General features: G+C 69.1%; 24 protein-coding genes and 4 pseudogenes. 17 read left to right on the forward strand and 11 right to left on the reverse strand.

Annotated elements, in window-relative coordinates:
* Positions 1-40: 40 nt before the first annotated feature.
* From ACZ60T_RS31445 to ACZ60T_RS31455, 3 genes and pseudogenes are all read left to right on the forward strand, one after another.
* Positions 41-760, forward strand: a pseudogene (locus ACZ60T_RS31445) (MFS transporter); the annotation flags it as partial.
* Between the two features lie 85 nt (positions 761-845).
* Positions 846-1445, forward strand: a complete 600-nt coding sequence (locus ACZ60T_RS31450) for a cysteine hydrolase family protein (protein ID WP_469669023.1) — start codon at positions 846-848, stop codon at positions 1443-1445.
* Between the two features lie 306 nt (positions 1446-1751).
* Positions 1752-2774 carry a hypothetical protein gene (locus ACZ60T_RS31455; RefSeq protein ID WP_469669024.1) on the forward strand — a complete coding sequence of 341 codons (1023 nt, stop codon included), beginning with the start codon at positions 1752-1754 and terminating at the stop codon, positions 2772-2774.
* Positions 2775-2909: 135 nt separating this feature from the next.
* On the opposite strand, the gene ACZ60T_RS31460 is transcribed toward ACZ60T_RS31455, so the two are convergent.
* Positions 2910-3416, reverse strand: a complete 507-nt coding sequence (locus tag ACZ60T_RS31460; protein WP_469669025.1) for a hypothetical protein — start codon at positions 3414-3416, stop codon at positions 2910-2912.
* 872 nt (positions 3417-4288) lie between these two features.
* Between ACZ60T_RS31460 and ACZ60T_RS31465 the strand changes: the two are divergent.
* From ACZ60T_RS31465 to ACZ60T_RS31475, 3 genes and pseudogenes are all read left to right on the forward strand, one after another.
* Positions 4289-4567, forward strand: a pseudogene (locus ACZ60T_RS31465) (helix-turn-helix domain-containing protein); the annotation flags it as partial.
* 126 nt (positions 4568-4693) lie between these two features.
* Positions 4694-5605, forward strand: a complete 912-nt coding sequence (locus ACZ60T_RS31470) for a helix-turn-helix domain-containing protein (RefSeq protein ID WP_469669085.1) — start codon at positions 4694-4696, stop codon at positions 5603-5605.
* Positions 5606-5620: 15 nt separating this feature from the next.
* Positions 5621-6094, forward strand: a complete 474-nt coding sequence (locus tag ACZ60T_RS31475; protein ID WP_469669026.1) for a hypothetical protein — start codon at positions 5621-5623, stop codon at positions 6092-6094.
* Between the two features lie 190 nt (positions 6095-6284).
* Here ACZ60T_RS31475 and ACZ60T_RS31480 read toward each other — a convergent pair whose 3' ends face one another.
* Both ACZ60T_RS31480 and ACZ60T_RS31485 read right to left on the reverse strand, forming a co-directional pair.
* A complete protein-coding gene (locus ACZ60T_RS31480) occupies positions 6285-6875 on the reverse strand; it encodes an SMI1/KNR4 family protein (RefSeq protein ID WP_469669027.1) in 591 nt (196 codons plus the stop codon).
* A gap of 14 nt (positions 6876-6889) precedes the next feature.
* A complete protein-coding gene (locus tag ACZ60T_RS31485) occupies positions 6890-7615 on the reverse strand; it encodes a DNA/RNA non-specific endonuclease (RefSeq protein WP_469669029.1) in 726 nt (241 codons plus the stop codon).
* Between the two features lie 568 nt (positions 7616-8183).
* Between ACZ60T_RS31485 and ACZ60T_RS31490 the strand changes: the two genes are divergently transcribed.
* Positions 8184-8381, forward strand: a complete 198-nt coding sequence (locus ACZ60T_RS31490; RefSeq protein ID WP_469669030.1) for a hypothetical protein — start codon at positions 8184-8186, stop codon at positions 8379-8381.
* A 94-nt stretch (positions 8382-8475) separates the two neighbouring features.
* Entirely contained in the window at positions 8476-9075 is a 600-nt protein-coding gene (locus ACZ60T_RS31495) for a GNAT family N-acetyltransferase (RefSeq protein ID WP_469669032.1), read from the forward strand.
* A 60-nt stretch (positions 9076-9135) separates the two neighbouring features.
* Here the strand turns inward: ACZ60T_RS31495 and ACZ60T_RS31500 are convergent, their stop codons facing one another.
* The 3 genes and pseudogenes from ACZ60T_RS31500 to ACZ60T_RS31510 all read right to left on the reverse strand — a co-directional run.
* Complete coding sequence (locus tag ACZ60T_RS31500; protein ID WP_469669033.1) at positions 9136-9465, reverse strand: LysR substrate-binding domain-containing protein; 330 nt, start codon at positions 9463-9465, stop codon at positions 9136-9138.
* 5 nt (positions 9466-9470) lie between these two features.
* Positions 9471-9647, reverse strand: coding sequence for a hypothetical protein (locus ACZ60T_RS31505; protein WP_469669093.1), 177 nt, complete (start codon positions 9645-9647; stop codon positions 9471-9473).
* A gap of 61 nt (positions 9648-9708) precedes the next feature.
* Positions 9709-9894, reverse strand: a pseudogene (locus ACZ60T_RS31510) (hypothetical protein); the annotation flags it as partial.
* Between the two features lie 124 nt (positions 9895-10018).
* Between ACZ60T_RS31510 and ACZ60T_RS31515 the strand changes: the two are divergent.
* The 5 genes and pseudogenes from ACZ60T_RS31515 to ACZ60T_RS31535 all read left to right on the forward strand — a co-directional run bounded on the left by ACZ60T_RS31515 (position 10019) and on the right by ACZ60T_RS31535 (position 13625).
* On the forward strand, positions 10019-10219 hold the full coding sequence (locus tag ACZ60T_RS31515; protein ID WP_469669086.1) for a DoxX family protein: 201 nt from the start codon (positions 10019-10021) through the stop codon (positions 10217-10219).
* Between the two features lie 676 nt (positions 10220-10895).
* Positions 10896-11738 (forward strand): NAD-dependent epimerase/dehydratase family protein, encoded by an 843-nt coding sequence (locus ACZ60T_RS31520; RefSeq protein ID WP_469669035.1) that lies wholly within the window; start codon positions 10896-10898, stop codon positions 11736-11738.
* Positions 11739-12171: 433 nt separating this feature from the next.
* Entirely contained in the window at positions 12172-12522 is a 351-nt protein-coding gene (locus ACZ60T_RS31525) for a DUF3703 domain-containing protein (protein WP_469669036.1), read from the forward strand.
* Positions 12523-12735: 213 nt separating this feature from the next.
* Positions 12736-12873, forward strand: a pseudogene (locus tag ACZ60T_RS31530) (ATP-binding protein); the annotation flags it as partial.
* A 98-nt stretch (positions 12874-12971) separates the two neighbouring features.
* Positions 12972-13625, forward strand: a complete 654-nt coding sequence (locus ACZ60T_RS31535; protein ID WP_469669037.1) for a DUF6368 family protein — start codon at positions 12972-12974, stop codon at positions 13623-13625.
* Between the two features lie 164 nt (positions 13626-13789).
* On the opposite strand, the gene ACZ60T_RS31540 is transcribed toward ACZ60T_RS31535, so the two are convergent.
* Positions 13790-15049 (reverse strand): PAS domain-containing protein, encoded by a 1260-nt coding sequence (locus ACZ60T_RS31540; protein WP_469669039.1) that lies wholly within the window; start codon positions 15047-15049, stop codon positions 13790-13792.
* 394 nt (positions 15050-15443) lie between these two features.
* On the opposite strand from ACZ60T_RS31540, the gene ACZ60T_RS31545 reads away from it, so the two are divergent.
* The 3 genes from ACZ60T_RS31545 to ACZ60T_RS31555 are packed head-to-tail and all read left to right on the forward strand — an operon-like array spanning position 15444 to position 20223.
* The gene (locus ACZ60T_RS31545) at positions 15444-16871 is read left to right on the forward strand and encodes an ATP-grasp domain-containing protein (protein ID WP_469669040.1); all 1428 of its coding nucleotides are present in this window, start codon (positions 15444-15446) and stop codon (positions 16869-16871) included.
* Positions 16868-18880 carry a PEP/pyruvate-binding domain-containing protein gene (locus tag ACZ60T_RS31550; protein ID WP_469669042.1) on the forward strand — a complete coding sequence of 671 codons (2013 nt, stop codon included), beginning with the start codon at positions 16868-16870 and terminating at the stop codon, positions 18878-18880. The genes ACZ60T_RS31545 and ACZ60T_RS31550 overlap by 4 nt, the downstream gene beginning before the upstream one ends.
* Positions 18877-20223, forward strand: a complete 1347-nt coding sequence (locus ACZ60T_RS31555) for an MFS transporter (protein ID WP_469669044.1) — start codon at positions 18877-18879, stop codon at positions 20221-20223. The genes ACZ60T_RS31550 and ACZ60T_RS31555 overlap by 4 nt, the downstream gene beginning before the upstream one ends.
* A gap of 60 nt (positions 20224-20283) precedes the next feature.
* Here the strand turns inward: ACZ60T_RS31555 and ACZ60T_RS31560 are convergent, their stop codons facing one another.
* Together ACZ60T_RS31560 and ACZ60T_RS31565 are read right to left on the reverse strand one after the other, a co-directional pair.
* Positions 20284-20919 carry an HAD family hydrolase gene (locus ACZ60T_RS31560; RefSeq protein WP_469669046.1) on the reverse strand — a complete coding sequence of 212 codons (636 nt, stop codon included), beginning with the start codon at positions 20917-20919 and terminating at the stop codon, positions 20284-20286.
* Positions 20920-21412: 493 nt separating this feature from the next.
* Entirely contained in the window at positions 21413-21946 is a 534-nt protein-coding gene (locus tag ACZ60T_RS31565) for a DUF4232 domain-containing protein (RefSeq protein WP_469669047.1), read from the reverse strand.
* Between the two features lie 129 nt (positions 21947-22075).
* On the opposite strand from ACZ60T_RS31565, the gene ACZ60T_RS31570 reads away from it, so the two are divergent.
* Entirely contained in the window at positions 22076-22315 is a 240-nt protein-coding gene (locus ACZ60T_RS31570; RefSeq protein WP_469669048.1) for a hypothetical protein, read from the forward strand.
* Positions 22316-22582: 267 nt separating this feature from the next.
* Here ACZ60T_RS31570 and ACZ60T_RS31575 read toward each other — a convergent pair whose 3' ends face one another.
* Both ACZ60T_RS31575 and ACZ60T_RS31580 read right to left on the reverse strand, forming a co-directional pair.
* Entirely contained in the window at positions 22583-22714 is a 132-nt protein-coding gene (locus ACZ60T_RS31575; RefSeq protein ID WP_469669049.1) for a hypothetical protein, read from the reverse strand.
* Positions 22711-22974, reverse strand: coding sequence for a LysR substrate-binding domain-containing protein (locus tag ACZ60T_RS31580; protein ID WP_469669088.1), 264 nt, complete (start codon positions 22972-22974; stop codon positions 22711-22713). The genes ACZ60T_RS31575 and ACZ60T_RS31580 overlap by 4 nt, the downstream gene beginning before the upstream one ends.
* Positions 22975-23012 lie beyond the last annotated feature (38 nt).

The raw sequence follows: 23012 nt of genomic DNA on the forward strand, positions 1-23012 counted from the left end.
CTAGAACTCACCCTCGGCGCAGTGGGGCCACAACTACCCGGCGAAAACATACCTGCTCTCCGCGCTGGGCATCACCGCGATCCGCGGCCGAGAGGAAGCGCCGAGGACGACCGACAAGAGCCCCGTCCGGGCGAGCGCATTGCTCGACGGCTGGCGACACATCATGGGCCACCCCGGTCTGCGGGCGCTCTACCTCAACAACATGCTCGTCGGCGCGCTGATCATGGCCACCGAGCCGCTGCTGGCGGTGCTCCTGCTTCGCCAGCTCGGGTTCCCGCCCTGGCAGTACGGCCTGGCTTTCGCCGCCCCCTGCCTCGGCGGGCTCATCGGCTCGCGGCTGGCCCGCCGTGTCGTGGCCCGCTTCGGCCGGCACTGGGTCTTCCGGACCGTCGGGACCCTGCGCGCCATCTGGCTGATCGGCCTGGCCTTCGTCCGTCCCGGCGTCGTCGGCCTCGTGACTGTGATGGCTGTCGAGCTGGCCATCATCATCAACATGAGCCTGTACAGCCCGGTGCTCGCCACCTACCGGCTCGAACACACCCCCAAGCATCTCGTCGCCCGCACCCTGTCGGCCTGGTCGATCGGCCAGCAGGCGTCCATCGCCGTCCTCACCGCACTCGCCGGGCTGCTCGCCGACGTCACCAGCCCACGTACCGCTCTCACGGTCGCAGGACTGCTCATCTTGACCACACCGCTCCTGCTTCCCCGACAGGACCAGACGCCGCAGCACGAGCCGGAACTGTCCCGCAGCCACTCATGAGGCACCACAACTTGTCACCCGCAGGCCGCATCCGGTCCGCCGGTGCGCGTCCGCGTCGACCTGGCACACCAAAAGGAGAACTCGCGTGAACACTGCCCCCGCGCTTGACCCCACCCACACCGCTCTTCTCGTCATGGATTACCAGCCCGCGATCCTGGCCTCTGTGCCCGAAGGCGAGGACCGAAACGCGCTGCTCGCTCGTGTGGAAGGGGCCATCGCCGACGTTCGCGCAAATGGCGGCACCATCGCCTACGTACGCGTCGGCTTCACCGATACCGACTGGGACGCGATCCCGGCCTCCAACAAGTCCTTCGCCCCGCTGGCCCAACACCGCGTCATGCACCACAAGGACCCTGCCACTGCCATCCACGAGCGCCTGGCTCCCCAGGACAGCGACATCGTCGTGCGCAAGATCCGCTACGGCGGCATGTCCACCACCGACCTCGACCAGCAGCTACGCGAGCGCGGCATCACCACCCTGGTCGTCTCCGGCATCAGCACCAGTGGCACCGTCCTGTCCACCGTCATCGACGCCGCCGACCGCGACTACCAGCTCTACATCCTCTCTGACGGCGTCGCCGACCCAGACACCGAAGTCCACAACACCCTGCTCCACCACGTCTTCCCCTCACGGGCCCACATCATCGACACCACCGAGCTGCGCGCCCTGCTCCGGGCTGACTGACTCGAACCACGAGCCGACCCCACCCACAGCCGCCGCACCCACCCGGTGCGGCGACCGCCCACACCTCAGTGCCGGCCGGCTGGCTGCGGTGTGCGCCGGGACGCGCGTTCCACCGTGGGGGTGAACTCGGGCGGGGGAGCCCGGCTGATGTCGCGGCCCTGCGGGATGGTAGATCCGCGCCCTACGACCAGCCTGTGGGGATGGTGGCGGGAGTCGTGCGGACGATGACGCGAACGCGATCGGCGCGGCCAAGTGGCCCGCCCAGGCACCCCGCGGGCTTGACGACCACGCGGAAGGACACCACACATGGGCTACACGCCCGACAGCTACGGCCAGATCAGTGTCGGCATCTACAACTGTCTCCAGCCCGACCGCCAGGTCGGCTACAACGCACCCGAAGAGATCTACCTCAAGCGGTGCCCCAAGGTCGAGTACTTCAGGAAGGGCCCCGCGTTCCGGGCGAGCTGGGACTACTCCGTGCTGGCGTCCGAGATCGAGGCCGAGTTTCCGCTGTCCGAGGCATACAAGAAGTTCGGGATCGACGAGAGACAGGTTGTCCGAGTCCACGAGAACTGGACTGAGTGGGTTATCGGAACCCCGGAGAAACTCAAGGACGCCGTTGATTGGGCCAAGCCGTACGGGCCAGTCGTTGTCATGTCGGCCGGGGACGCGGACCTTGCCCACTTCGCTGGGAGGCGTGTGGCGGTCGCGCCGTTCATCTGCGGGTCGACCCCGTTCGAGGGTGTGCAGAACAAGTCCTACGTCGATGAGGCGAGCATCACGGTGACCGACTCCACCACGGAAGGATGGGAGTTCGGCCTGACCGCCGAAGCTGGCATGGAAAAGAAGGACGGGCCCAGCGTTAAGTCGACCGCCTCGTTCCGCTGGTCGAAGACCACCACGCACACCACCGAGGTCCGCAAGAGCCACACTGAGACCACCACCATCCCGGGCAAAGAAGGGCGGTGGACGAAGCTGGACATGCGTGCCTGCGCTGGCGTCTATTCCGGCTGGCTCAGGTATCCCATTCGCCGCGACGAGTATGGCATTTACCCGATGCGGGCCCCCGTCCAGGCCCCCGGCTTCCCCAACCCCGTGGCCGAACACCAGCTCCACGCCCCCGCCAGCACGTACAGCGACACCGAAGCCACCCTCCTGAGGGACTACCACCAGGCTGAAGAGGACTACGCAAAGGCGCTGCAGGACGCCACCACCGCAGGCCCCTCCAACAGCTACGAAGGCATCTTCGCCGGTGCCAACCTGCACCTGATGAACGCCGATGCCGAACGCCGCCGCCTCGAAGCAGCCATCGACGCCCTCGGCATCTGACCCCCGAACCCAACACCAGCCCACAACAGCCTCGGGATACCGCGGCCCGACGCGCCTCTCCGGCGCATCGGGCCGCTGTGCTGCTCGATACCGAGGGACCGCGTTCAACCGGCCAACATTGGTGAATATCGCTCACTAACGGACAAGAGTCGATATGTCCTTGTCGGGCCAAGTAGTACATTGGCCGTTGACATCCCAACAGGTATGGCTCGTAGCGCAACGACTCGCACCCCACCCTGAATCACAGCACGCCCCGCGTACGCCGGCCAGCGGGCAGACCCGGGGATGACCGGCGTCCAGCAGGAAGCGCAGTTGCGCGGCTTCCCGCTCGATCAGCGCATCCGGGCGTAGCACGTACTCCCGCTGGGCGTGGCGGACCTGGGGCCACGGGCAGCAGGCGCCCCGCAGCACGGATACCAGCGACACCCCGAGCAGCGAGTGCTTCGCGTACAGTGGACGGCCGTTCACTGTGATCTGGCGAACGTATCCGGTGACGCTCGGGACGTGGTCGCCGAGGCCGACGTCGGCGTGGGGCCACTGCTCGGCTGCAGCGGCGCCGATCTCCAGGTCCGCGAACGCGAACACCTGGTCAACGGCGGGAGTCGGACTGTTGGGCAACGTGCTCACATCTGTGGTGCTCACATCTGCCTCCAACGGTGGGTGTTGACCATCTCCCGGGCACGCCGCTGTGCGACCGGGCAACAGATGAAGCTGGCCGGCGGGGTCGGGGGGACGTCCCGGCCCGGCCCCGCCGGGGTTTTACGAAGGGTGGCTCCTCACAGGTCACCCCAGGTCCCACGACGGGCAACCAGTTCGATCGCCGCCCAGGTTGTCGGCCACGGCTCGACGAACCCGGCGCCGTGCCGGGAGCGCAGGTACGGAACGCCTGCACGCACATCGGTCAGGACCGCCTGGCAGCCTCGAGCAGTGTCGCGGACGAGGTCGCCCACCCCTGCTGTGCGGGAACCCGCTTCGCCGGTCACCGGGCCGTCTCCACTTCACGGTTTCGACGTCGCGTGATCGCGTCTATGGCTCTCGCACTGCCCTCGCCGTCCTGGACGCGGCGCCGGTACTCCTTCCAGTCCTCAGGGATCCACCAGTCCAGGGCCGACGGGAACGTCTCGTCACGACCCTTCACTGGCCGCCCTCTACTGGCTGAACGCCGTACATGGCGGCGCAGCACTCGCAGGCGCGCAGGCCGCCCACGGGGTATCGGGGCAATGCCGTCCCCGCGCACCACACGCACGACGTCCCCGCGCGCTGCCGATCGGTCAGGGCATCCAGGTTGATTGTCGGGGCGTCTACCAGCCCCGGCAGGCGGAGGGGCGTGCTGCGCGTCGTCATGATCGGTCACCTCGCGCTCGCGGTCGATGTGGCGTGGTCGTTCCCGACGAGGGGGCGGGGACGACCACCGGCCTGAACACTCCCCGGTGCGGGGCTGGTTGGGCTGACACCCAGTCAACGATCACCGTGACGCTATGGGACCATCACCGATGCGGCATGCGCATACGGATATGCGCTCAGCGGGTACGGGCAGGCGCCGGTCGCCGCATGGACTCCTAGCGTGGGGGCACGTCGTGGACTTCCAGACAGGTCCGATCCGGGACGCCTCCCGGGCCGGAGACTACGGACGCGTCGTCGAACTGGCCCGCAAGGGGCGGCAGATGACGCAGGCAGCGCTGGGGCAGGCTCTGGGCATGTCCCAGTCCGCCGTCTCCCGTCTGGAGAAACGCGGCTCAGCCTCATACAGCACGGACGTCCTGACCGCGGCGGCTGCGCATCTTCAGATTCCGCCGGCGTTGGTGGGTCTGGCAGACGGGCGCATGACGCAGGTCCAGGTGAGAGACGACGATCCCATGCACCGACGCACCGTCCTTGGCGGCGCCCTTGCCGCGATGGCAGCCCCCATCCTGGCCACCGTGCCAGACACGCACGACCAGGTCGGCGGGCAGGCCGCCGCCCTGCGGCTGACCACGAGCGCCTACCGCAGACTCGACGGCACCACCCCGTCCAGGGACCTGGCCGGAGCGGTGGACGGCCACATCCGGCTCATCCAGACCATCACCCGCACCGCGACCGGTGATGCGGACCGGGCGCGACTGGCTGCTGTGGGCAGTGAGGCCGCCTCCTTCGCGGGCTGGCTCGCGTGGGACAAGGGAGACCACGGATCTGCCCGCTCCTGGTACGGCGGGGCCGTCAAAGCCGCACGAACATCCGGGAACACGCTCCTGAGCGCCTACCAGACCGGCACCCTCGCCCAGTTCGAGGCGCACGCCGGCAACGGCGTGCAGGCCTTGAACCTCGCCCGCCGCGCCCGCCGGGTGCTCGGCGACCAGCGCCCGGCCGTCGCCGACGCATGGCTGTCCAGCGTCGAAGCCCTCGGGCACGCGGCAGCCGGGAACCAGCGCAGCGCCGACCGGTCCTTGACCGAATCCCGCGCAGCGGCACAGGCGTTGACGGCCGAGCAGGAGCCGCCTCCGTGGCCGTGGGTGTTCTCCTTCACCCCCGACAAAGTGGCTGCCTGCCGTGTCACCTGCGGCGCGCGCCTGGGACTGCCGGAGTGGGCGCTCGATGAAGACGTTGCGGCGCTGACCACCGGCCACGTGAAACAGCGCGCTCTGCTGGTACTCGACATCGCAGCCGGACACCTTGCCGGCGGACGAGTAGAGGCCGCGTTCACCTTCGCCTCCCGTGCGCTCGACACCGGCTTGCAGTACCGCTCCGGCCGGATCGTGGAACGTGCCCGCGCCGTGCGCCGTAGCCTCACCACCACCTCTCCGCCCAAGGTGGTGCGGGAATTCGACGAGCGCCTGCACGGCGTCTACCTGTAGGAGAGTGACCACAGCATGAGGGTAGGAATCACCGGACACCGCGGACTGAACACGCAGGTCGAACGGCAGGTGCGGGTTCTCCTGGACGACCGGGTCAGGCAGTACGACCCGGCCGAACTCGTCGGCGTCTCGTGCATCGCCGACGGGCCCGACTCCTGGTTCGCCGACGCCCTGTTGAAGCATGGTGGCCGTCTTGAGATCGTCGTCCCGGCCACCGAATACCGCCAGGGCCTGCCCGAATGGCATCACCCCGTCTACGACCGGCTCACCTCCCGTGCAGCAGATGTCCACCACACCGGCCTGGCCGAGTCGACCTCCGAAGCACATCAGGCCGGATCCGAAATCCTCGTCGGCCTGGTGGACGAACTGATCGCCGTATGGGACGGGAAACCGGCGCGGGGGTATGGGGGCACCGCGGATGTGGTGGCGTACGCCGAACAGACCGGCGTGCCGGTGCACGTCCTATGGCCTGGGGGCGCCAGCCGATGACTGAGGACGCAAAACAGGCGCATACGCCATGAAAACGTCACCGCTATGCCCGTCGCACTCTGGCATGGACAGTCGTCTCCTGGGGAGACGCTGGCCGACATGAGACGCCCCATCTCTTCCCGCCCCGGCGGACAACACCTGCATCACGCCAGCTCACCCGCAGGTTGAAGAGACCAAGGAGTAACACCCGTTACATACCGCGCTCAGGTCCATGCCACTCGATCAAGCGATCAGACTCACTCAAAGGCATGTTCTCGAAAATGATCGGGCCGGGGTAGAAGACCGCACTGCCAGGACCGAACATGTCTTCGCCTGATAGATAGCGGTAAATCCACCCAGAGAACGAAATATGATACTCGTAAAAATCCTGCTCATCACCGTTGCAGGCCAAGATTCGCCATTCTCCAGGAGGGGACCCTGCCACTCCGAAGGCGTATTCTCCCCGGTCGGTACTGACAAGCGGGATAAGGCCGGATGGCCCGCCAAATATCGGACCATCCGGGAAACCAGGACACTCCGCGTCCGTCAAGTCACTGCGGGAGAATGCCTCGACGGTCTCCTTCATCCATCGGCCCAAATTCCACCGGTCAGTGGAAGGATGCTCCAAGAACAGGTGTACGTTCATCTGCACTGGCGCATATCCCCCAATGATCTCCTTGTAGTCGTCGGGCAGCTGGACACCCAACTCTCCCTCCAAGCCCGCCCACGCCGCAGCCGGAGGCGGAACACACCACGCCGGCCCCAGGATGCCGGTCACGGAGTTGATGAAGTTGCGCGGCATTGTCTTCCTCAAGGTTACTTCGGGCAGGTACTGGAACCAGTAGTTCTACCACCCGAGGGAAGCGGATGGATTACACAGTGTTTAGCAACTCCCGTACTTAAATCCGCGTAATTGTACTCAATCTCGGTCGGGATACCAGAATTCCTATCTCTGTAGTGCGGGTTGATGAACAAGGCAACGCTGTGACCGCTCTCGAGTGACTCTCGAATGTCATTTTCGACGCCGTCCCTGATATAGGGACTGTTAGTTCTCGCGTACTGCGGCACGAGGTTACGGAGGTCCTTCCCGTCCCCACCCGCCAACTTTGACTGAAGGTGTCCGTTTTGCGGGTCTCCACCCCTGAAATTCATTTCCTTGTACCCAGGCGGACGCTTGCTTCCCGTATCGGTACCCGGCCCCGGATGTTTCTTCGTCGTCAGGTCCTGCTGATCGACGATCCCGAACACGCCGAGGGCACGGCACTCTTCCTGCTTCGAGAAGTTGTCATAATAGCGCTCACGCGGCAGATACGTGACATGCCCGGTCGGGCTCTTTCCAGGCCCGTCGTCGCATTTCTTGTCGCTACGCTTTCGCCAGTTGTTGCCGCCACCCGGCTTATTGGAAGGATCAGGCAGCGGGACGAGATCTGTCCCATTGAGCACAGTGGGGGAGAAGACGGCTGCCCCCGCTAGGTTCACCATCGCCTGAGCCGAGATCGTCGCGGCCACGCCCTGTTCGGCCGTCCAGGCTGCTGCGGTCACGATCGCTTTCGGAGCAGGACATGTGGGTGCCGGAACCGGGTGCGGTCCCCTGTTGGGGTTCTGGATGATCGGGGGCTTCGGGGGCTTGGTCGTACGGACGGTGCAAGAGCCGCTGCAACCGCCACCGACGTGCTGGGACCTGCCGCTCCTGTAGTAGGTGACGCCCCTGCTGTAGCTACCGCTGCTGTAGTAACCGCCCCCCTCCGCTGGACCAGTTGATGGTTCCGCGACTGTAGTGGCCGCCGCTGCTGTAGGAAGACTGTCCGCGCCCGCCGCACTGCACCGCCCAGGAGTGGGTGTCACAGAACAGGTCGTGAGCCTGGTCCGGGACAGGTTCAACCCCGGGGACGAGTCAATCTGTATCGGGGCAATACACCTAGCGCTCGGTGAATGCGGTCGATCGGAGGGGAGTCGTTGTCTGTGACGATGATCTGTAGGCGGTCGATCTGTTCGGCTGGAGGAGGAATTGCTCCCAGGCCTCGCCCAGGCCTCGCCGACGCGGTCACGGAGGCGGCCGGGCAGCTGAGCGAGTCCGCTTGAACCCCAGCTTCACCACGCTTGCCGACCCGTGGCTGCCCGTCTGAGCGGGCCGGGCAGATGCGGCGCACAGGCATCCCGCGCGATCGCCGTCCGCGGTGGCGGCCTGAGCGGCACCCTGCTGGTCGGGGGCGCGTTCACCGCCGCCGCGCTCGCGACCGCCGCCGTATGGGATGCCGGGGCGCGGGATCCGGAACCGGCCTACTGGGCCATCGGTAAGGATTGTTAGCGTAAGGACTTCACCGCCCCTTCGCTGCCTACGGCCGTACCGGTACCACGGCGGCGCGGGTATCCGTCGACCGACCCGATTGCTTGGAGAGAGTGTGACGCAGCGTCAGGACCTCATCGCCGTCCGCCCGATCACCGAGGCCGATGTCCCCACCGCGGTCGACACCCTCGCCCGGGCCTTCGCCGACGATCCCTTCACCCGGTATGTGCTCGCCGCCGACGGCCACGAGGAGCGGATCCGGCGCTTCCAGGAACTGTGCCTGACCCGCATAGGCATGGTGTACGGACGCACATGGGTCGCCGACGGGGGCCGCGCCGTCGCCGCCTGGACCACCCCCGAGCAGGACCCCTCGCCCGCCTTCGCCGAGCTCGGCCCGCTGTTCGGCGAGCTCGCGGGGGACCGCGCAGCCGCCTTCGAGGCTGCGGAGCAGGTCGTCGAGCCCCATCGGCCGCAGGAGCCGGTATGGTTCCTCAACACGGTCGGTGTCGCCCCCGAAGCCCAGGGGCGGGGCCTCGGCGCCGCGGTGCTGGCCCCCGGCATCGAGGCGGCCGCCGACGCGGGGTACCCGGCCTTCCTGGAGACCTCCACCGAGTCCAACGTCGCCTTCTACCGGCGCCTCGACTTCGAGGCCACTGCCGAGGTCCCGCTCGACGGCGGACCCCACACCTGGTGCATGCGCCGGGACCCCCGCTGAGCGCGGGCCGCGAAACCTTCTGAACCTGGCCACCGCCCCTCGCGGGGGCGGTGGCCAGGTTCAGGGGCGAGGGTGGCACAGGGGGACGGCGGCGCGGACGGGGCGCCCTTCCCGCTCACCCACTGCCAGCCAGTGCTCCCTCCAGGCTCCGGTCCCGGCTCCGGCCGCGACGAACGGCTCGTCCCACAACTCCCGGAACCCCACCGTCTCGCTGTTCGCCAGAGGACGCCGAGCCAGCAGCAGCGCCCCACGCTCCTCAGCGAACAACTCCCGCACGTTCAGCCGCTCCTGCCCCGGAAACGGCAGACGCACCACCGCCGCATCCACCTCGCCTTGGGCCAGACCGGCGCTCAAGTCCGACCAGTCGAGCTGACGCAGTTCCACCGTCACTGCGACTACACCTGGCGGAAGTCGGCGATGACCTCAGGGACGGCGCCCACCGCGCCCGCGTCCAGGGAGCCCAGGCGCAGCACCCGCGCCACCCCGCCGGTTGCCCGGACCGCCTCGTCCCAGCCGTCCAGCAGTGCGGGCACCCGCGCTGCGAGCTCCCGGTCGGCCTCGGTCAGCGCCATCCCGGACCGAGAACGCGAAGAGTCGTACCCCGAGATCGTCCTCCAGGCGCAGGATCTGCTTGGTCAGCGCGGGCTGCGAGACGAACAGCCGCTCCACCGCCCCGGTCAGGCTGCCTACGCCGCTACTGCGGCGAAGTATCGGAGCAGGCGCGTGTCCACATCCATGCCGCCAGGTTATAGAAGAAGGTATTGGACGGTGCGGAGACGTCCGGGGAGGCTGAAGGCATGACCGGTACCCATGGTGCACTCCTCGTTGTCACCCCGTTCACCGCTGCCATCAACATCGGTATCGCTGCCGCCGACCTCGCTGGAGCGCGTTTCGTGCCGGCCAACTCGGCAGAGGTGGGGGTGCCCCGAGCCTGGCTGCCCGGCTGGGCGTCCTCACGCCAGCCGGTGCGGCTGGCCTCCTCCTCGGTCTCAGCGACACCCTGCGTCCCCTCGGCGCTGCCGCGGCCTGCGGTCTCGTCCTGCTCTACCTGGGCGCGCTCGCCTTCCACCTGCGCGCCCGTGTGCTCCACAACCCCGCGTTTCCCGGCTTCTCTTTCGCCGCCGCCGTCGCTCGCCGGCCCTGACCGTCTCCTCCTGACGGCGGCACCGCCCAACCTTTGATGAGAACACTCCTGCGCGGCGACAGGACATCTCACCGTCCAGTGCCGAACAGGGCCGGGCACGCGTGCCATCGAACCCTGGCCGTCACGCAGGACCGAGCCACTCCGGTGGCACGCCGGCCTGCCGCTGTCGTGGCACGCGCGCCGCCGCAGGCCAGGGCGTCGAACGTACAGGGGAAGGGTGTGTCGAGCGAGAGGAACGCGGTGCCGCCGACCAGCCCCGCGACACCGAGGAACAGGCACGCGGCCCCGCCTCTCGCGCACTGACCCGCGACCGGCCGACGTCTCAGCACCGACGCCGCGTTGGCGGCCACAAGCGTACGGCTGGCAGGCCGCACACCCCGGGCGGGTCCACAAGAGCCCGCCTCACCTGCCCCACGCCGCGAGGACAGCCGACAGGACCACCCCGCCGACGGCGTTAGGCCCAGTCAGGCCGGTCGCCCGGGCCTGTGCCGACGACACCGACCCCGTCGCCCAGGGCACCATCCACTGCTGCCCGGACAGACCGCGGCCCAAGAAGACCACCACCCGATCACACAGCCAAACGTGTCGAGAACGACGCCGGCCCGAATGGCCCGCGGAGCCCCCCCGGAGGGCGCAGCAGCGCCCCAAACCCACCCTCGGAGACAGGACGACCGACATGACCCGCCTTCACCCCCTGACCCGGCACGGACGCTGGGCGATGACCGGCGCGGCCGGCAACGTGGGGCACCATCTGCGCGGCGCGCTCGCGGAGCGCTTCGAGCACCTGCTGCTCCTGGACACCGCCGAGATCTCCGACTGCGCGCCGCACGAGAGCGCGGTCCGGGCGGACCTGCGGGACTTCGCCCTGCTCAGAGAGGTCCTTGCCGACCTGGACGGGATCATTCACCTCGGCGGAATCCCCGATGAGGCCGACTTCCACGACCTCGTGGACGTGAACATCACCGGTTCGTTCCACGTCCTGGAGGCCGCCCGGATCAACCGCGTGCCCCGCGTGGTGTACGCGAGCAGCAACCGCGCCACCGGCTTCTACCCCACGACCCAGTCGGTGAACCCCGACCTGCCGGTACGACCGGACGGGCTCTACGGGGTGAGCAAGGCGGCAGTCGAGGCACTGGGACGCCTTTACGCGGACAAGTTCGGCCTCCAGGTCGCCTGCCTGCGCATCGGCAGTTGCGAGCCGGCCCCCTCGACACCGCGGGAGCTGGCCACCTGGCTCAGCCCGGACGACTGCACCCGGGCCTTCCGTGCGGCGCTCGACGCCGACTACGGGTTTGTCACCTTCTACGCGGTCTCGGACAACCGCGGCCGCTGGTGGGACCTGGAGGCCGGACGGGCGATCGGGTTCGATCCGCGCGACGACGCCGCCGAAGTCGGCGCACGCATCGCTGGAAGCCCCACCGAGCCTCAAGGAGGTGACTTCGCGTCTCCCGGCTACACACTGAGCCGGCAGCGCCATCTGAGCAACGACCCGACCGGAACAGAGAGTTCACAGCCGTAACCAGCCGCCCCGGGACGGTCTGGCATCCGAGCGCGGCGACCATCCGCCATACACAGCGCGGCACCGGCTGCACCCTCGGTCCAGAACCCGGGCAGGTACGGCCCGCGGCCCGCCAACGCCCGGCCCTGAGCGGAGGCACAGGCGGCGAGTACCCGATCCGGCGGTTCTCCCGCCCTCACCGAACTCGCCTCGCCCCCAGGAAACCTCTCAGCCACTTGGAGCCTCAGCCCCTCCCAGACACACCGGCCCTTGATTCCCGCCCCCTTGTGGACGCCAGAAGCCTCCGGTGATACCGCAGCCAGTCGCCGAGCCCCCACGACACCAGCGGTCCGGGGCATCGGCGAAGGTCTGTCACCGGCACCGATATGCGCCCCTTTCCACAACCCAAGAGATCCTGAACCACTGGAGACCCGCAGTGTCCCGCCGTACTCCCATGCCACCCGCCCTGCTCGAAGCGTTCGATGCCGAGATGGCCGCAGCCCGGACCCCAGGACCCACGGCGCAGCGATGGAGGGCCGTGGAGCGGGCCCACATCCTGTCCCAGCCCTGGCCATGGCCCCACACCCGAACCCACGGCGTGATGTTCCGCCTTGCCCTCCGCGACCGCGACGTGTGGGAGATGCTCGGCCAAGTGGTACGCCTGGTCGTCGCCGCGCCCGGTTCCGCGGCCGGGAACTACCCGGACGGCAACACCGGCCGCACCCGGGTCGGGCTGACCACCCACATGCCGATCCCCGACGACCTCGCCGCACTGCTCCACGACGCCGGCGCGCTGCGACCATAGGGCCACCGTCAAACCCCGGCGCTGTCAGGGAGCTTGAAGCACGCGAAGGCCGACGAGCCCGTGCCGCTCGCCACCGACGAGAGGGCGATCGTCGGGCGACCGCTTCGCTCACGACTGCCGCGGCCCGTGCGACGCGAGTCGATCACCTCCACCACCCTTACCTGGGGGGCCGCACTATGAACCACCAACCCGGTGATCTGCCTAGCTGGGACGGGCGATGAAGTCCTCGCCACTGCCATCCTCGACCGCCTCCTGCACCACTGCGACGTCGTCTCGATCAACGGCCCCAGCTACCGACTCAAGAACCGCCTCGCCGCTATCGAAGCTATCGAACGCGGCAACGCGGCCTGACCAGCAGGTCCGTGACCAGAAATCGATCGGCTCTCTCCGTGTGGGCCTGGTAGAACCAGGTCCACACGGCACTGGGGCCGCGCGATTCAGGGAGCATCATGGCGGGACCGGCAGTGGGACTGTGGCTCTTCGGACATCGGAACATCGAAGAGATAGGTGCCAGTGCGATTCCGTGGCTGGAGACGTTCTGTGATCCGGTCGAAACCGAGGCCGACGGCGGCCTGGCCTTCCGAGTTCGAGAACCTGCAGCCTTTGGACTCCACCCCTTCAATACCGCCGGGGCGGGCATGTTCTTCCTCTCGGAGGACGACTTCATCCCGGCAGACGACGAGGACTACTCAGCCTTCTCAGCCGCACCCGCTCAGGGCCTCGTACTCGCCGCCGGCGTCTCGGGGCAGGTGAACCACACTCTGCTCGGCCACCTTGCTCTCGCCTTCGCCCGACGACTCCACGCGCTGATCGACTTCGACGGCGTCCTTGGACACACCCCTGGCGATCGGAGGCAGGAAGCCGCAGACCTGGCCCGAGCGCGGGCAATGGTGGCATCGCTCCCGGGCACCCTCAGAGAAGTCTCCTACGACACTGGCCGCGGCGACCGCTGGATCCGACATGTCGGCGACGAGGAGTTCCTCACCGCCTGGCTGCACCACCCAGACTTCCACCTCATGCGGACAGGACCATCCCCGCATGCCCCAGTAGCACCAGCCGTTTCGCGTGCGCTCGGCCCACGAGCCGCCTTCCGGTCACGGTGAACCATCCCGGTCACAGCAGCCGCGTCGCCGTCGTACTCGACGCCCTGCCGGGCGGGCTGCCGCCACGACCAGCCGTACTGCCGTTCCAAGGAAGCCGCTGTCACCGGGCGCGAGACCGGCCGGAACAGTACAACTCCACGTTCCCCCTTCCCATACGCACAAGTTCATGAGGCCGTAGCCGCGTGCGGGGGCCAGGCGCGGGGGCCGAGGATGCCGAGGATGTAGGCACGGGCGACGAGGGCGGGCCTGGTCGCCGCGCCCAGCAAGGCCCGGAGCCGGCTGAGGTGGTAGTCGACCGTCTGCCGGGAGAGCCCCAGCGAGGCGGCGATCTCGCCGTTGGTGCTGCCTCCTGCGAGGAGGGACAGTATGCGGATCTGCGCGGCGGTGAGCGGGGGTTGGGCCTCGTGGGCGATGCTCTGGTGAGTGACGACGGCCCACACGTGCGCGACGCGGCCGGCGGGCCCACTCACCGTGGCCAGGTGGAGCCGCGTGCGGCGCTGGCGTCCCTGGGCATCGAGGAGCACGGCAGAGGTCTCAGCCCGTCTGATGCGGCGACTGATCAGCCCCTCCCACGCGTGACGCAGGGGGCGGAGGTCGGGCGTGCCGGCGAGCAAGGTGTGGGCGCGGCGGCCGATGAGGTCGGACAGGCGTGTCCGGAGCAGTTCGGCGGTGGCTGTGCCCGCCTGTTCGATACGGCCGTCGACCGAGAGCAGCGCGCAGGGCAGACCGCTGTGATCGCGCAGTGCCTTCAGGTTCTCCTCGGCCTCTCGGCGCTGTTCCATCGCCCGGGCGTGCTCGGTGATATCGACGTAGATTCCGGCCACGCAGGTCCGGCCGCTCTCCTGGACGGGGAAGCGATGGCCGGCCGCCTGCCCCGTGCCGCCGTCGGTGCGGTGATACCTCAGGTGGTGGCGCACCGGCTTGCCTCGGCTGAGTATCTCCTGGTCCAGGGCGCGGAACTGGGCGGCGTCGGAGGGGGTGTCGAGGTCCTCGATATGGCTGCCGATGATCCGCTCCGGTGTGGTGCCGTAGAGGTGGGCATAGGAATGGTTGGCCCATAAGTAGCGGCCGTCGCGGTCGCGGAGGAAGGCCGCGGCCGGGGCGAAGTCGGCGAATTCCGCGAAGGCGGCGTACTGGCGGTCGCCCGCGGGCTGCGCGCCGGTCTCCACCGCGAACCCGCGGGTGCGGCCGTGGTCCGGGCTCTCGCCCGGGGGCCAACGCACGTGGAAGGTCCGGTCGTCGAACTGGACCAGGAGGTGACCCTCTTCGAGGGAGCGTCCCCGAGCGGACATCTCCTCGCGCGCGCGGTCGAGGAAGCGCTGCGCGGTGGACAGGTCGGCGAAGGCACCGCCGCCACACTCCGTCACGCGCGACTGCTCGTCGGCCTCCCACCAGAACACGGGGAGTTGCTCCAGGAATGCCATGACACCGGAATCGTCCACAACTGCCTTTCTGCCAAGTTACTGCCGGGCGGCGGAAGGTGACTCCGCGATGCCTGTCCCGGGCCGGACCCGCCCATGCTCGGTTATCGGCCGACTGCGGTGCGTGAGCGCATCCCCGCACAACTCACCGTATGTGGCCCCAGAACCGCACTCCTCGTTCAAAGGGGTCTGCGACTCAGGCATTTGCCTGATCCCGCGGTCGTCTCTTGTGGCACTTCCGGGGTTCGGCGTCTGGTTCTCTTGAGCACACCGCCAGTACCCCGCGTGTTCTACGCGGGTTGCTCCCGGGGCCGGTTGAGCCGGGCCGACCGGTCGTGAGCGGAGCCGGGCCACTGCTCGATGCCCGGACAGGACATGCGATAGGAGACGAACTTCAGTGAGCACAGTGCTGTTGGTGCACGCCAAGGGTGGTCCGCCGCTCGGCCATGTCCTGTCGCGGGCCACGGCGAGAGCGGAAGTGCATCTGCTGGCGCTCAGCGCGCTTCCGCCGACGGTCGCCGCGTCCGCGAGCAGGCTGTGCGCCTCGGTCGTGAGGCCGACCGACGCGGAGCGGTCCGACCTGGTCGCGCTGATCGTCTCGCGGGCCGAAGCCGTGGGCGCGGACGCCGTTCTCACCTTCTCCGAGTACGCGGTCGTGGCCGTCGCCGAGGCGTGTAAGGCGCTCGGCCTCCCCGGGGCGGGAGGCGCCGTCGCGCTCGCCCGCGACAAGCGCCGGATGCGGCAGACCTGGCATCAACACGGCCTGCCACAGCCCGCGTTCCACCCCGTCACCACGCGGCAGGACCTCCACGAGGCCGCCGCTACTCTGCCCGTCCCCATGCTGCTGAAGGCGGCCTGGAGCGCGGGCTCCACCGCCCACCAGATCATCGGCTCCCCGCAGGAAGCCGACGCCGCGTGGCGGCGCTCGCGCGCGACGATGGCCGAGTCCGCCCAGATGGGCTTCGCCGAACTGCATGTGGCCGAGGCCGACGCGCATTACGTGGTCGAGGAGATCGTGACCGGCGAGGCCACGCGATGGTTCGACGAGCCCGGCTGGGGCGATTACGTCAGCGTCGAGGGGGTCGTGACGGACGGTGTCTTCCGTCCGGTCTGTGTCAGCGGACGGATGCCGACGGTCGAGCCGTTCACCGAACGGGCGAGCATCACCCCGGCGTTACTCCCCGCGGATCTCCAGGACCGCGTCGTGGCCCTCGCCCGGGACGCCGTCGACGCCCTCGGCCTGCGCGACTGCGGCACGCACACCGAGATCAAGCTCGGCCCTGACGGGCGCATGTGGCTGATCGAGACGGCCGCCCGGCTCGGCGGCGCGATGACCGTCCCGCAGATCGAGGAGGTCTTCGGGCTCGACCTCGTCGGCATGCTCGTGGACCACCTCCTGGGCCGCCCGGTGGACTGGCCCGAGCACGCCCTGGGCCCCGAGCAGGCACGAGGCGCCTCGGGTTCCCTCGTGGTCCTCGCGGTGGACGGCCACGGCGAGGCCTGGCGGGACCGCCGGGTGTGGGACTTTGCCGCGGTGCGGGAGACCGTCGCGCTGAGCGAGGGCAGCGCTCTGTCGGTGATACCGGAGAGTTCGCTGCCGGACGGCACCACCGTGCCGGTCTACGACCCCGTCGGCGGGGCCAACACGATGGCGGCCCTGTGTCTGCTCTCGGCCCCCGATGCGCGCACCGTACTCCGCGACTTCACGACCCTGATAGACGCGCTGCCCACGGTGCTGCCGCCTGCCGGGGGCGCCGTAGCGCAGTCTGCTTCCGTAGCGCAGTCCACGTCCGCCGCGCCGCAGCCCGAGGGAGCCCTCGCATGAGCACCGTCACTCTCCCCACCGACATAGCGGAACCCGCGACCGACCGCACGGTCGTCGGCGAGCACCTCTCGCTGCCGCTGTTCCGCACGCTGTCCGGGGTCCTGGCCGGGCACCCGTACCTCAAGGTCGTGGTCGACCGCGCCGAGTCCACCTGGCACCTGCTGGACACGGCCGCGCACCCCTTCCACGTCAACTACATAGCCACCCGTGTCCTCGGCATGGACCTCGCCGAACTCGACGCCGCCCTGGACGAGTTCAACGCGTCCGTCTACATGGACCCTGGGCGCCGCTTCCTGCTCGGGGTGCTCTCCCTGCACACCGACACGGACGGGGAGGGCCGCGAGCGTACCTTCCTCGTGCTGGAGACGACCGAGGCCGACACCATGCACGGCGAACTGCTGGAGTTCTTCTACTCCTTCGTCCGCGAGCGCGTCGACGGCAGGCTGCCGCTCCTGCTCAAGCCTGCCAATCACGGCCAGGAAGAGGAACTCGCCGCGGTCAGCGAGCAGCGGGTGCCGCGCATCCTCAGCCACCAGCTCTTCGGCACCAGGACCCGCACGCCGCTCAACCCCGGGGACGCGACAGGCCGGTTGCACCACTTCCGGACCGTGGAGGCGTACGAGGCGGCGGCGGGCGGGCTCGGCTGGTCCGACATCGTTGCCATGCCCTGTCTGCCGGACGACGTGCAGAGGGTGGCCGGATTCATCAACACCACGCCCATCACACCGCTCTCCCACACCAACGTCCTCGCCTCCGGGTGGGGCATCCCCAACGCGATCGTCCGCGACCTGGAACAGCTCGTCGAGAAGGACGCTCTGGACGGCGCCTGGGTCCGCTACCGGGTCCGCGAGGACGAGATCATCCTGGAGCGGCTGGAAGAGGTTCCGGAGCTGCGGGCCCCGGCCTGGCACCAGCAGCGCATCCGGCTGGAACCACCGCTCCTGGAGGACGCGCCCGTCCTCTCCCTGCGCCGACTGCGCAGCACCGACCGGGACCGCTACGGCACCAAGGCGGCCAACCTCGGGGAGCTGCACCACGTGCTCGACAGCCGCACGGCCGACCTCACCGCGTTCTACAGCCGCCCGCGCCCGCCGCGGGAGAACCTGTACGGGCACCTCGCGGCCCGGCTCGGCCTGCACGCGCCCTCCGCCGTCGAACTCCGCGCGGCCGCGGCCTCCTTCGTGGCCGACACCGTCGAGGCCCCCGAGGGTGTCGCCCTGCCGTTCTCCCTCATGCACCGCTTCCTCACCTCCTCCCCCGCGCTCCAACAGGGCATCGGCAAGCTGAAGACGGCACTCGAACTCGACGCCACGGACCTGCTCGACTCGCTCTGTCCGCAGCTCCAACACCTGATCCGGCACACTCCGTTGCCCGACTCCGTCGCCCAGCAGATCACGCGAGCCTGTCGCCCCCTGCTCGTCGCGGGCGGCCGACTCGTGGTGCGCTCGTCCTCCAACGCCGAAGACCTCCCGGGCTTCTCCGCGGCCGGTGTCTACGACTCCGTCACCGCCGTGCACGGCACCGGCGAACTCCTCAACGCCGTACGGCAGGTGTGGGCCTCGCTGCTCTCCCCGCGCAGCGTACGACTGCGTCACCAGGTGGGCATCTCGCTGAACGAGACGTACATGGGCGTGATCATCCAGGTGTACGTCCCGGCCACGCTCGGCGGCGTCCTGGTGACCTGTAACCCGACCCGGCGCGAGGACTTCCGCAACGTCTACCTCAACTGTTCGCCGGGCTCGCCCGAACGGGTCGTCGAGGGTCAGACCCTTCCGCAGCAGTACCTCTACAACACCGTCGAGGGCGGCGGGCGTACCGTCGCCCTCGGTTCCTCGAGCGAGGAACTGCCCGCCGCCACGCGGGCCCGGCTCGCGGACCTGTCCCTGACCGGGCGGCTGTTGCAGTCCCACTTCAGCGCACCCGAGGTGGACCGCCCTCTGGACATCGAGTGGCTCCTGACCGACCAGGGCGGCCTCCGCCTGGTCCAGATCCGCCCCTACGCGCTGTGAGCCCCCGCCTTCCGCGCCTCACGGCAGCGTCACGGCCTGCAACAACCTCCCTGACAGGCACGGCTCGTCGCATCATCCGGCTCAACTACGGCTTCCAGCTCCTGTTCAACCTGCTGTGGTGGATGCCGGTGTTCTACGCCTATCAGAAGGACGCCGGACTCTCCGACGGGCAGATCTTCGGCATCCAGAGCATCTACTACGTGGCCTTCTGCCTCTTCGAGATCCCGACCGGGCTGATCGCCGACCGCATCGGCACCCGCAACTGCCTGCGGGCCGGGGCCGTCGTGATGACGGCGGCGAATCTCGCCCCGGTCTTCAGCGCCTCGTACACCGGATTCCTCGTCCACTTCCTCGCCATCGCCGCCGGCCGCTCGCTCACCTCTGGAGCGGCCAGCGCCTACCTGTACGACGGGCTGCGTGCCGAGGGGTGCGAGGAGCACTACCTGAAGGCGGAGGGCACGGCGCGGGCGCTCGGGCTGGCCGCGAAGGTCGTGTGCTGGCCGCTGGTCGGTCCGCTGATGGCCCTCGCCCATCCCGCCCCGTACATCCTGAGCGCCGTGAGCGCGGCGGGCTCCCTGGCCTGCGTCGTGGCCCTGCCCCGCGCGGCAGTCCCCGCCGGGGCACGGCGTACGGACGCGCCGGGCCACACAGGAAAGGGCCGGGCCACGAAGCGCGGGCGCGGCGGTTCGCTGGGCGAGGCGAAGGCCGCGCTGCGCTGCCTTGTCTCCTCGCCGTGGCTGGCACTGGTGATGGTGCAGGGAGTGGCCGTGTTCACGCTGTCCAGGATCTGCCAGGTCAACCTCTTCCAGCCGATTCTGCTCGACCACGGCATCGGCGAGGCCTCACACGGCGGGGTGCTCGCCGCCATGACGGTGGCGGAGGCCGTGGGCTCGGCGCGCCCCCAGTGGCTCGGCCGCCGCCTGTCCCCGGTGGCCTGGGTGTCCGTCCTCAGTCTCGTCCTCGCGGGCACTCTGGCGGGCATCACGCTCGGCGGGCCCTGGACGGTCGTCGCCCTGCTCTGCCTGTTCGCCGCCGCCGCCGGATTCGCGTACCCGATCCAGCGCAAGCTGGTCAACGACGCCGTGCCTGCCCACGCCCCGCGGGCCACGCTCCTGTCGGTCGAGTCGATCGTGGACCGCGCGGTGTGCGCCCTGGCGGCCGTCGCCGTGGGCGCCTACCTCTCCGCCGGACACCTGGACGCCCTGCTCTGGCACAGCGCCCTGGCGACCGCGGTGCTGCTCGGCGCGTTCCAACTGGTGGTACGCGCCGGGGCGATGCGGCGCGGTCCCCGGGAGGCGGCGGAGCCGCAGACATCGCAAGCGCACCCCGAGGCCGTCATGTAAAACGGGCTCACGCCCGCGCTCTGCCTCGGGCGCGGGCGTGCGGGAAGCCGTGCGGACGCGTCAACGGGAGCCGTGCGCCAGCCGTTCGATCACGCCGGTCGGGAGGTAGGCGGGGCGAGAGGGCCGACCCGTCTGGTAGGCCACGTAACCGAGCGAGGCCGCCACGTGGGTCTCCTCGGCCGTCTCCCCCTCGTAGACGAGCCGGCAGCCCCGCGCCTGCGTCTTGGCACGCTCCCAGAGGGTGGGCGCCGGCTTGCGCTCCGCCTCGGTACGCGGAGTGAGAACCCGGTCGCCGAAGTCCTTCCAGGCGAAGGGGACGGAACCCTTCCAAGCGCCGTCGACCTCCTTCTTCAGGGCGGCGGCACGCTCGGCGTCCGTCTCGCCCCAGGAGGACGGCACGTTGGTGATCAACCCGACCTTGACGTGCCGCTCCCGCAGCTTGCGCAGATAGGCGGCCGCGCCGGGCATGTAGCCGGTGCGGGCGTCCTCGTCCGTGTGTACCAGGGTCTCACCCAGGTCGAAATAGACGACGGCGCAACCACGCGCGGCTGCCGTTCGCGCCACAGTCGAAGCGGCGTGAGACGTGTCCGTCGGCACGGCCGCGCTCGCCGCGGTGCCCAGCGTGGCCGACGCCACCACAGCGCCCAGCATCGCAAGACCGGTACGGCAATAGCCCCGGTAAGGCGGTCTGTCCATGGCGTTCGATACCTCTCTCTTCGGCGCATCGCACGGATGCGGCACATGTCAGGTGCGTGACAAGCACGTACACGGGGCACCCCTACGACCCCCACGTGCTCGAAGAGCTTCCCCTCAAGACCCGCTCCTATCCGCCGCCACACATCGCGCTGTGTGCTCCGCTCGCCCTGCGCCTGCCGAAACCAGGCGTGTGATAAGCAAGTTCCCGGACACGGACACTCGAATCGGTACTCCCGCACGGCTGGTGATCACCCGTCAGGACGGCCGGTCGTGCCGCTTCGACTGACTCACCTGCACGGCTGAGGCCAACGGGATACGGGCGGCCGACTCCGGCCGCCCGTGAGGCCGCCGTTCGACCGCCCAGTACCCGGCCACGGTAGTGCGGTCACCGCTGGACAGTTCGCTGAGGACCACCAGCGCCGGTACGGCGTGCGGCGGTTGTGCCGCCTCCCGGCCCTGGGCTGGTCAGCCTTCCGCTACTGGCACCGGACCGTCAGTTGGGGAAGGGGACCGCGTCGGCGGCGTTGGCGTGCCAGTTGGTGGTGATGGGCTCGTCGACCAGCACGGTGCGAGGGAGCTTGAAGGTGACGGGGTGGGCCTCGTCGTCGGAGACGGCGATGATCAACTGGCCGAGTTCCTTGCCGTAGTTGGTGTTTGTGGACTTGGGGCTGATGCCGGCGTAGGCGGTGGTGGAGCCGGAGAGCTTGATGGTGTCGCTGACGGCCTGCTCGGCGGGCGATGCCTGGGAGTCGGGAGAGGAGCCGAAGGCGGCGGAGGGGATGGTGCCCTCCAGGTAGCACGTGATGCCGGGCTTGGCCTTGGCGGTGACGAGGAAGTAGCCGCCCGCCTGCGTCTCCTCGGTGACCTTGTAGGTCAGGTCGAGGGTGCCGCAGGACTTCTGAGCGGTGTGGGCGTTGCTCCGGCCGTCGGCGGCGAACACGGTGGCGGAAGCCGTGGTCGTGAGGGCGACCGCGGCGACGGCGGTCAGGACGAGGCGGGCGGAGCGCGTGGCAAGGCGTGAACGCATCGGGATCTCCATGGTGCGGAAAGTGGGTTCGTCCGGCGGTGTGCCTGGACGACCACAGTGTGTGTCGCGTTCCGTTCCATCGACCACGCCTGACCGGCATTACGGGACGCTGGAATGCCGGGACGGGCAATGACCAGCACAGATGCTGACGGCCTGGAACGGACGGCTGGGACGGGAGGGGACGCCGACCGCATTGGACCTGCTGAACGAGAAGTCGATCGTGGGCGCGCCGCCGAGGCGATGCGGGACGTCACGGTGCTGGTCAACAGCGCGGGCACCGCGACCGGAGCCAACCGGCTGACCGATGACCTGGACGCGATCCGGCAGGACCTGGAAACGCATTTCCATGACCGACGGTGTACACGCTGACTCGCCGGCCAGGAGACTCTCGTCCAGGGCGTGCTTCTGGCGGCCGCGGGCACTGACATGACGGCGGGGCGCGGCGCCCCAGGATCGATCCCGCGGACGTCGCACGAGCCAGCCTCGACGGGGTCCAGGCTGGTGCCATCGAGGTTCTGGTCGACGACTCCCGTCGCTCCGCCACGCCGCCCTCGCCGCCGACCCCGCGCAGCTCTACGGACCGCCGCCGTCCGGGAACCGACCCGTTGCCCGATGAGCCGCTCGTTTTGCCTGCGGTCACTTCTCGGTGGTGGCGCCCTGTTGCGTCAGCATCGCCTCGAACGCCAGCATGGCGGCGTTCGCGGGCCGTTCCGGGGAGCGGGCGACATAGACGTGCCACCGCAGATCTGCGTGCTGATCCGCAATCACGCGATACCGTCCGCCTCGGCCGACCGCGGGGACGCGACGACAGCGATGCCCAGTCCCTCCCGGACGCAGTCGGCAGCGGTGTCGGAATCGCTGACCTCCAGAGCGACCTGCCGGGCAATGCCGATGTCCTCGAAAGCCCGGTCGACCACCGTGCGGCTGCCGTAGCCCACCGGGAAGCCGACGAAGCTCTCGTCGGCCAGCTCGGACAGCTGAACCGCGTCACGCCTGCCAGCCTGTGATCGCCGGGAACGAGTACGCACATCGGCATGCTCTCCAGGCGGGTGACGACCAGACCACG

The sequence above is a fragment of the Streptomyces sp. NPDC104371 genome (genome assembly GCF_055583785.1).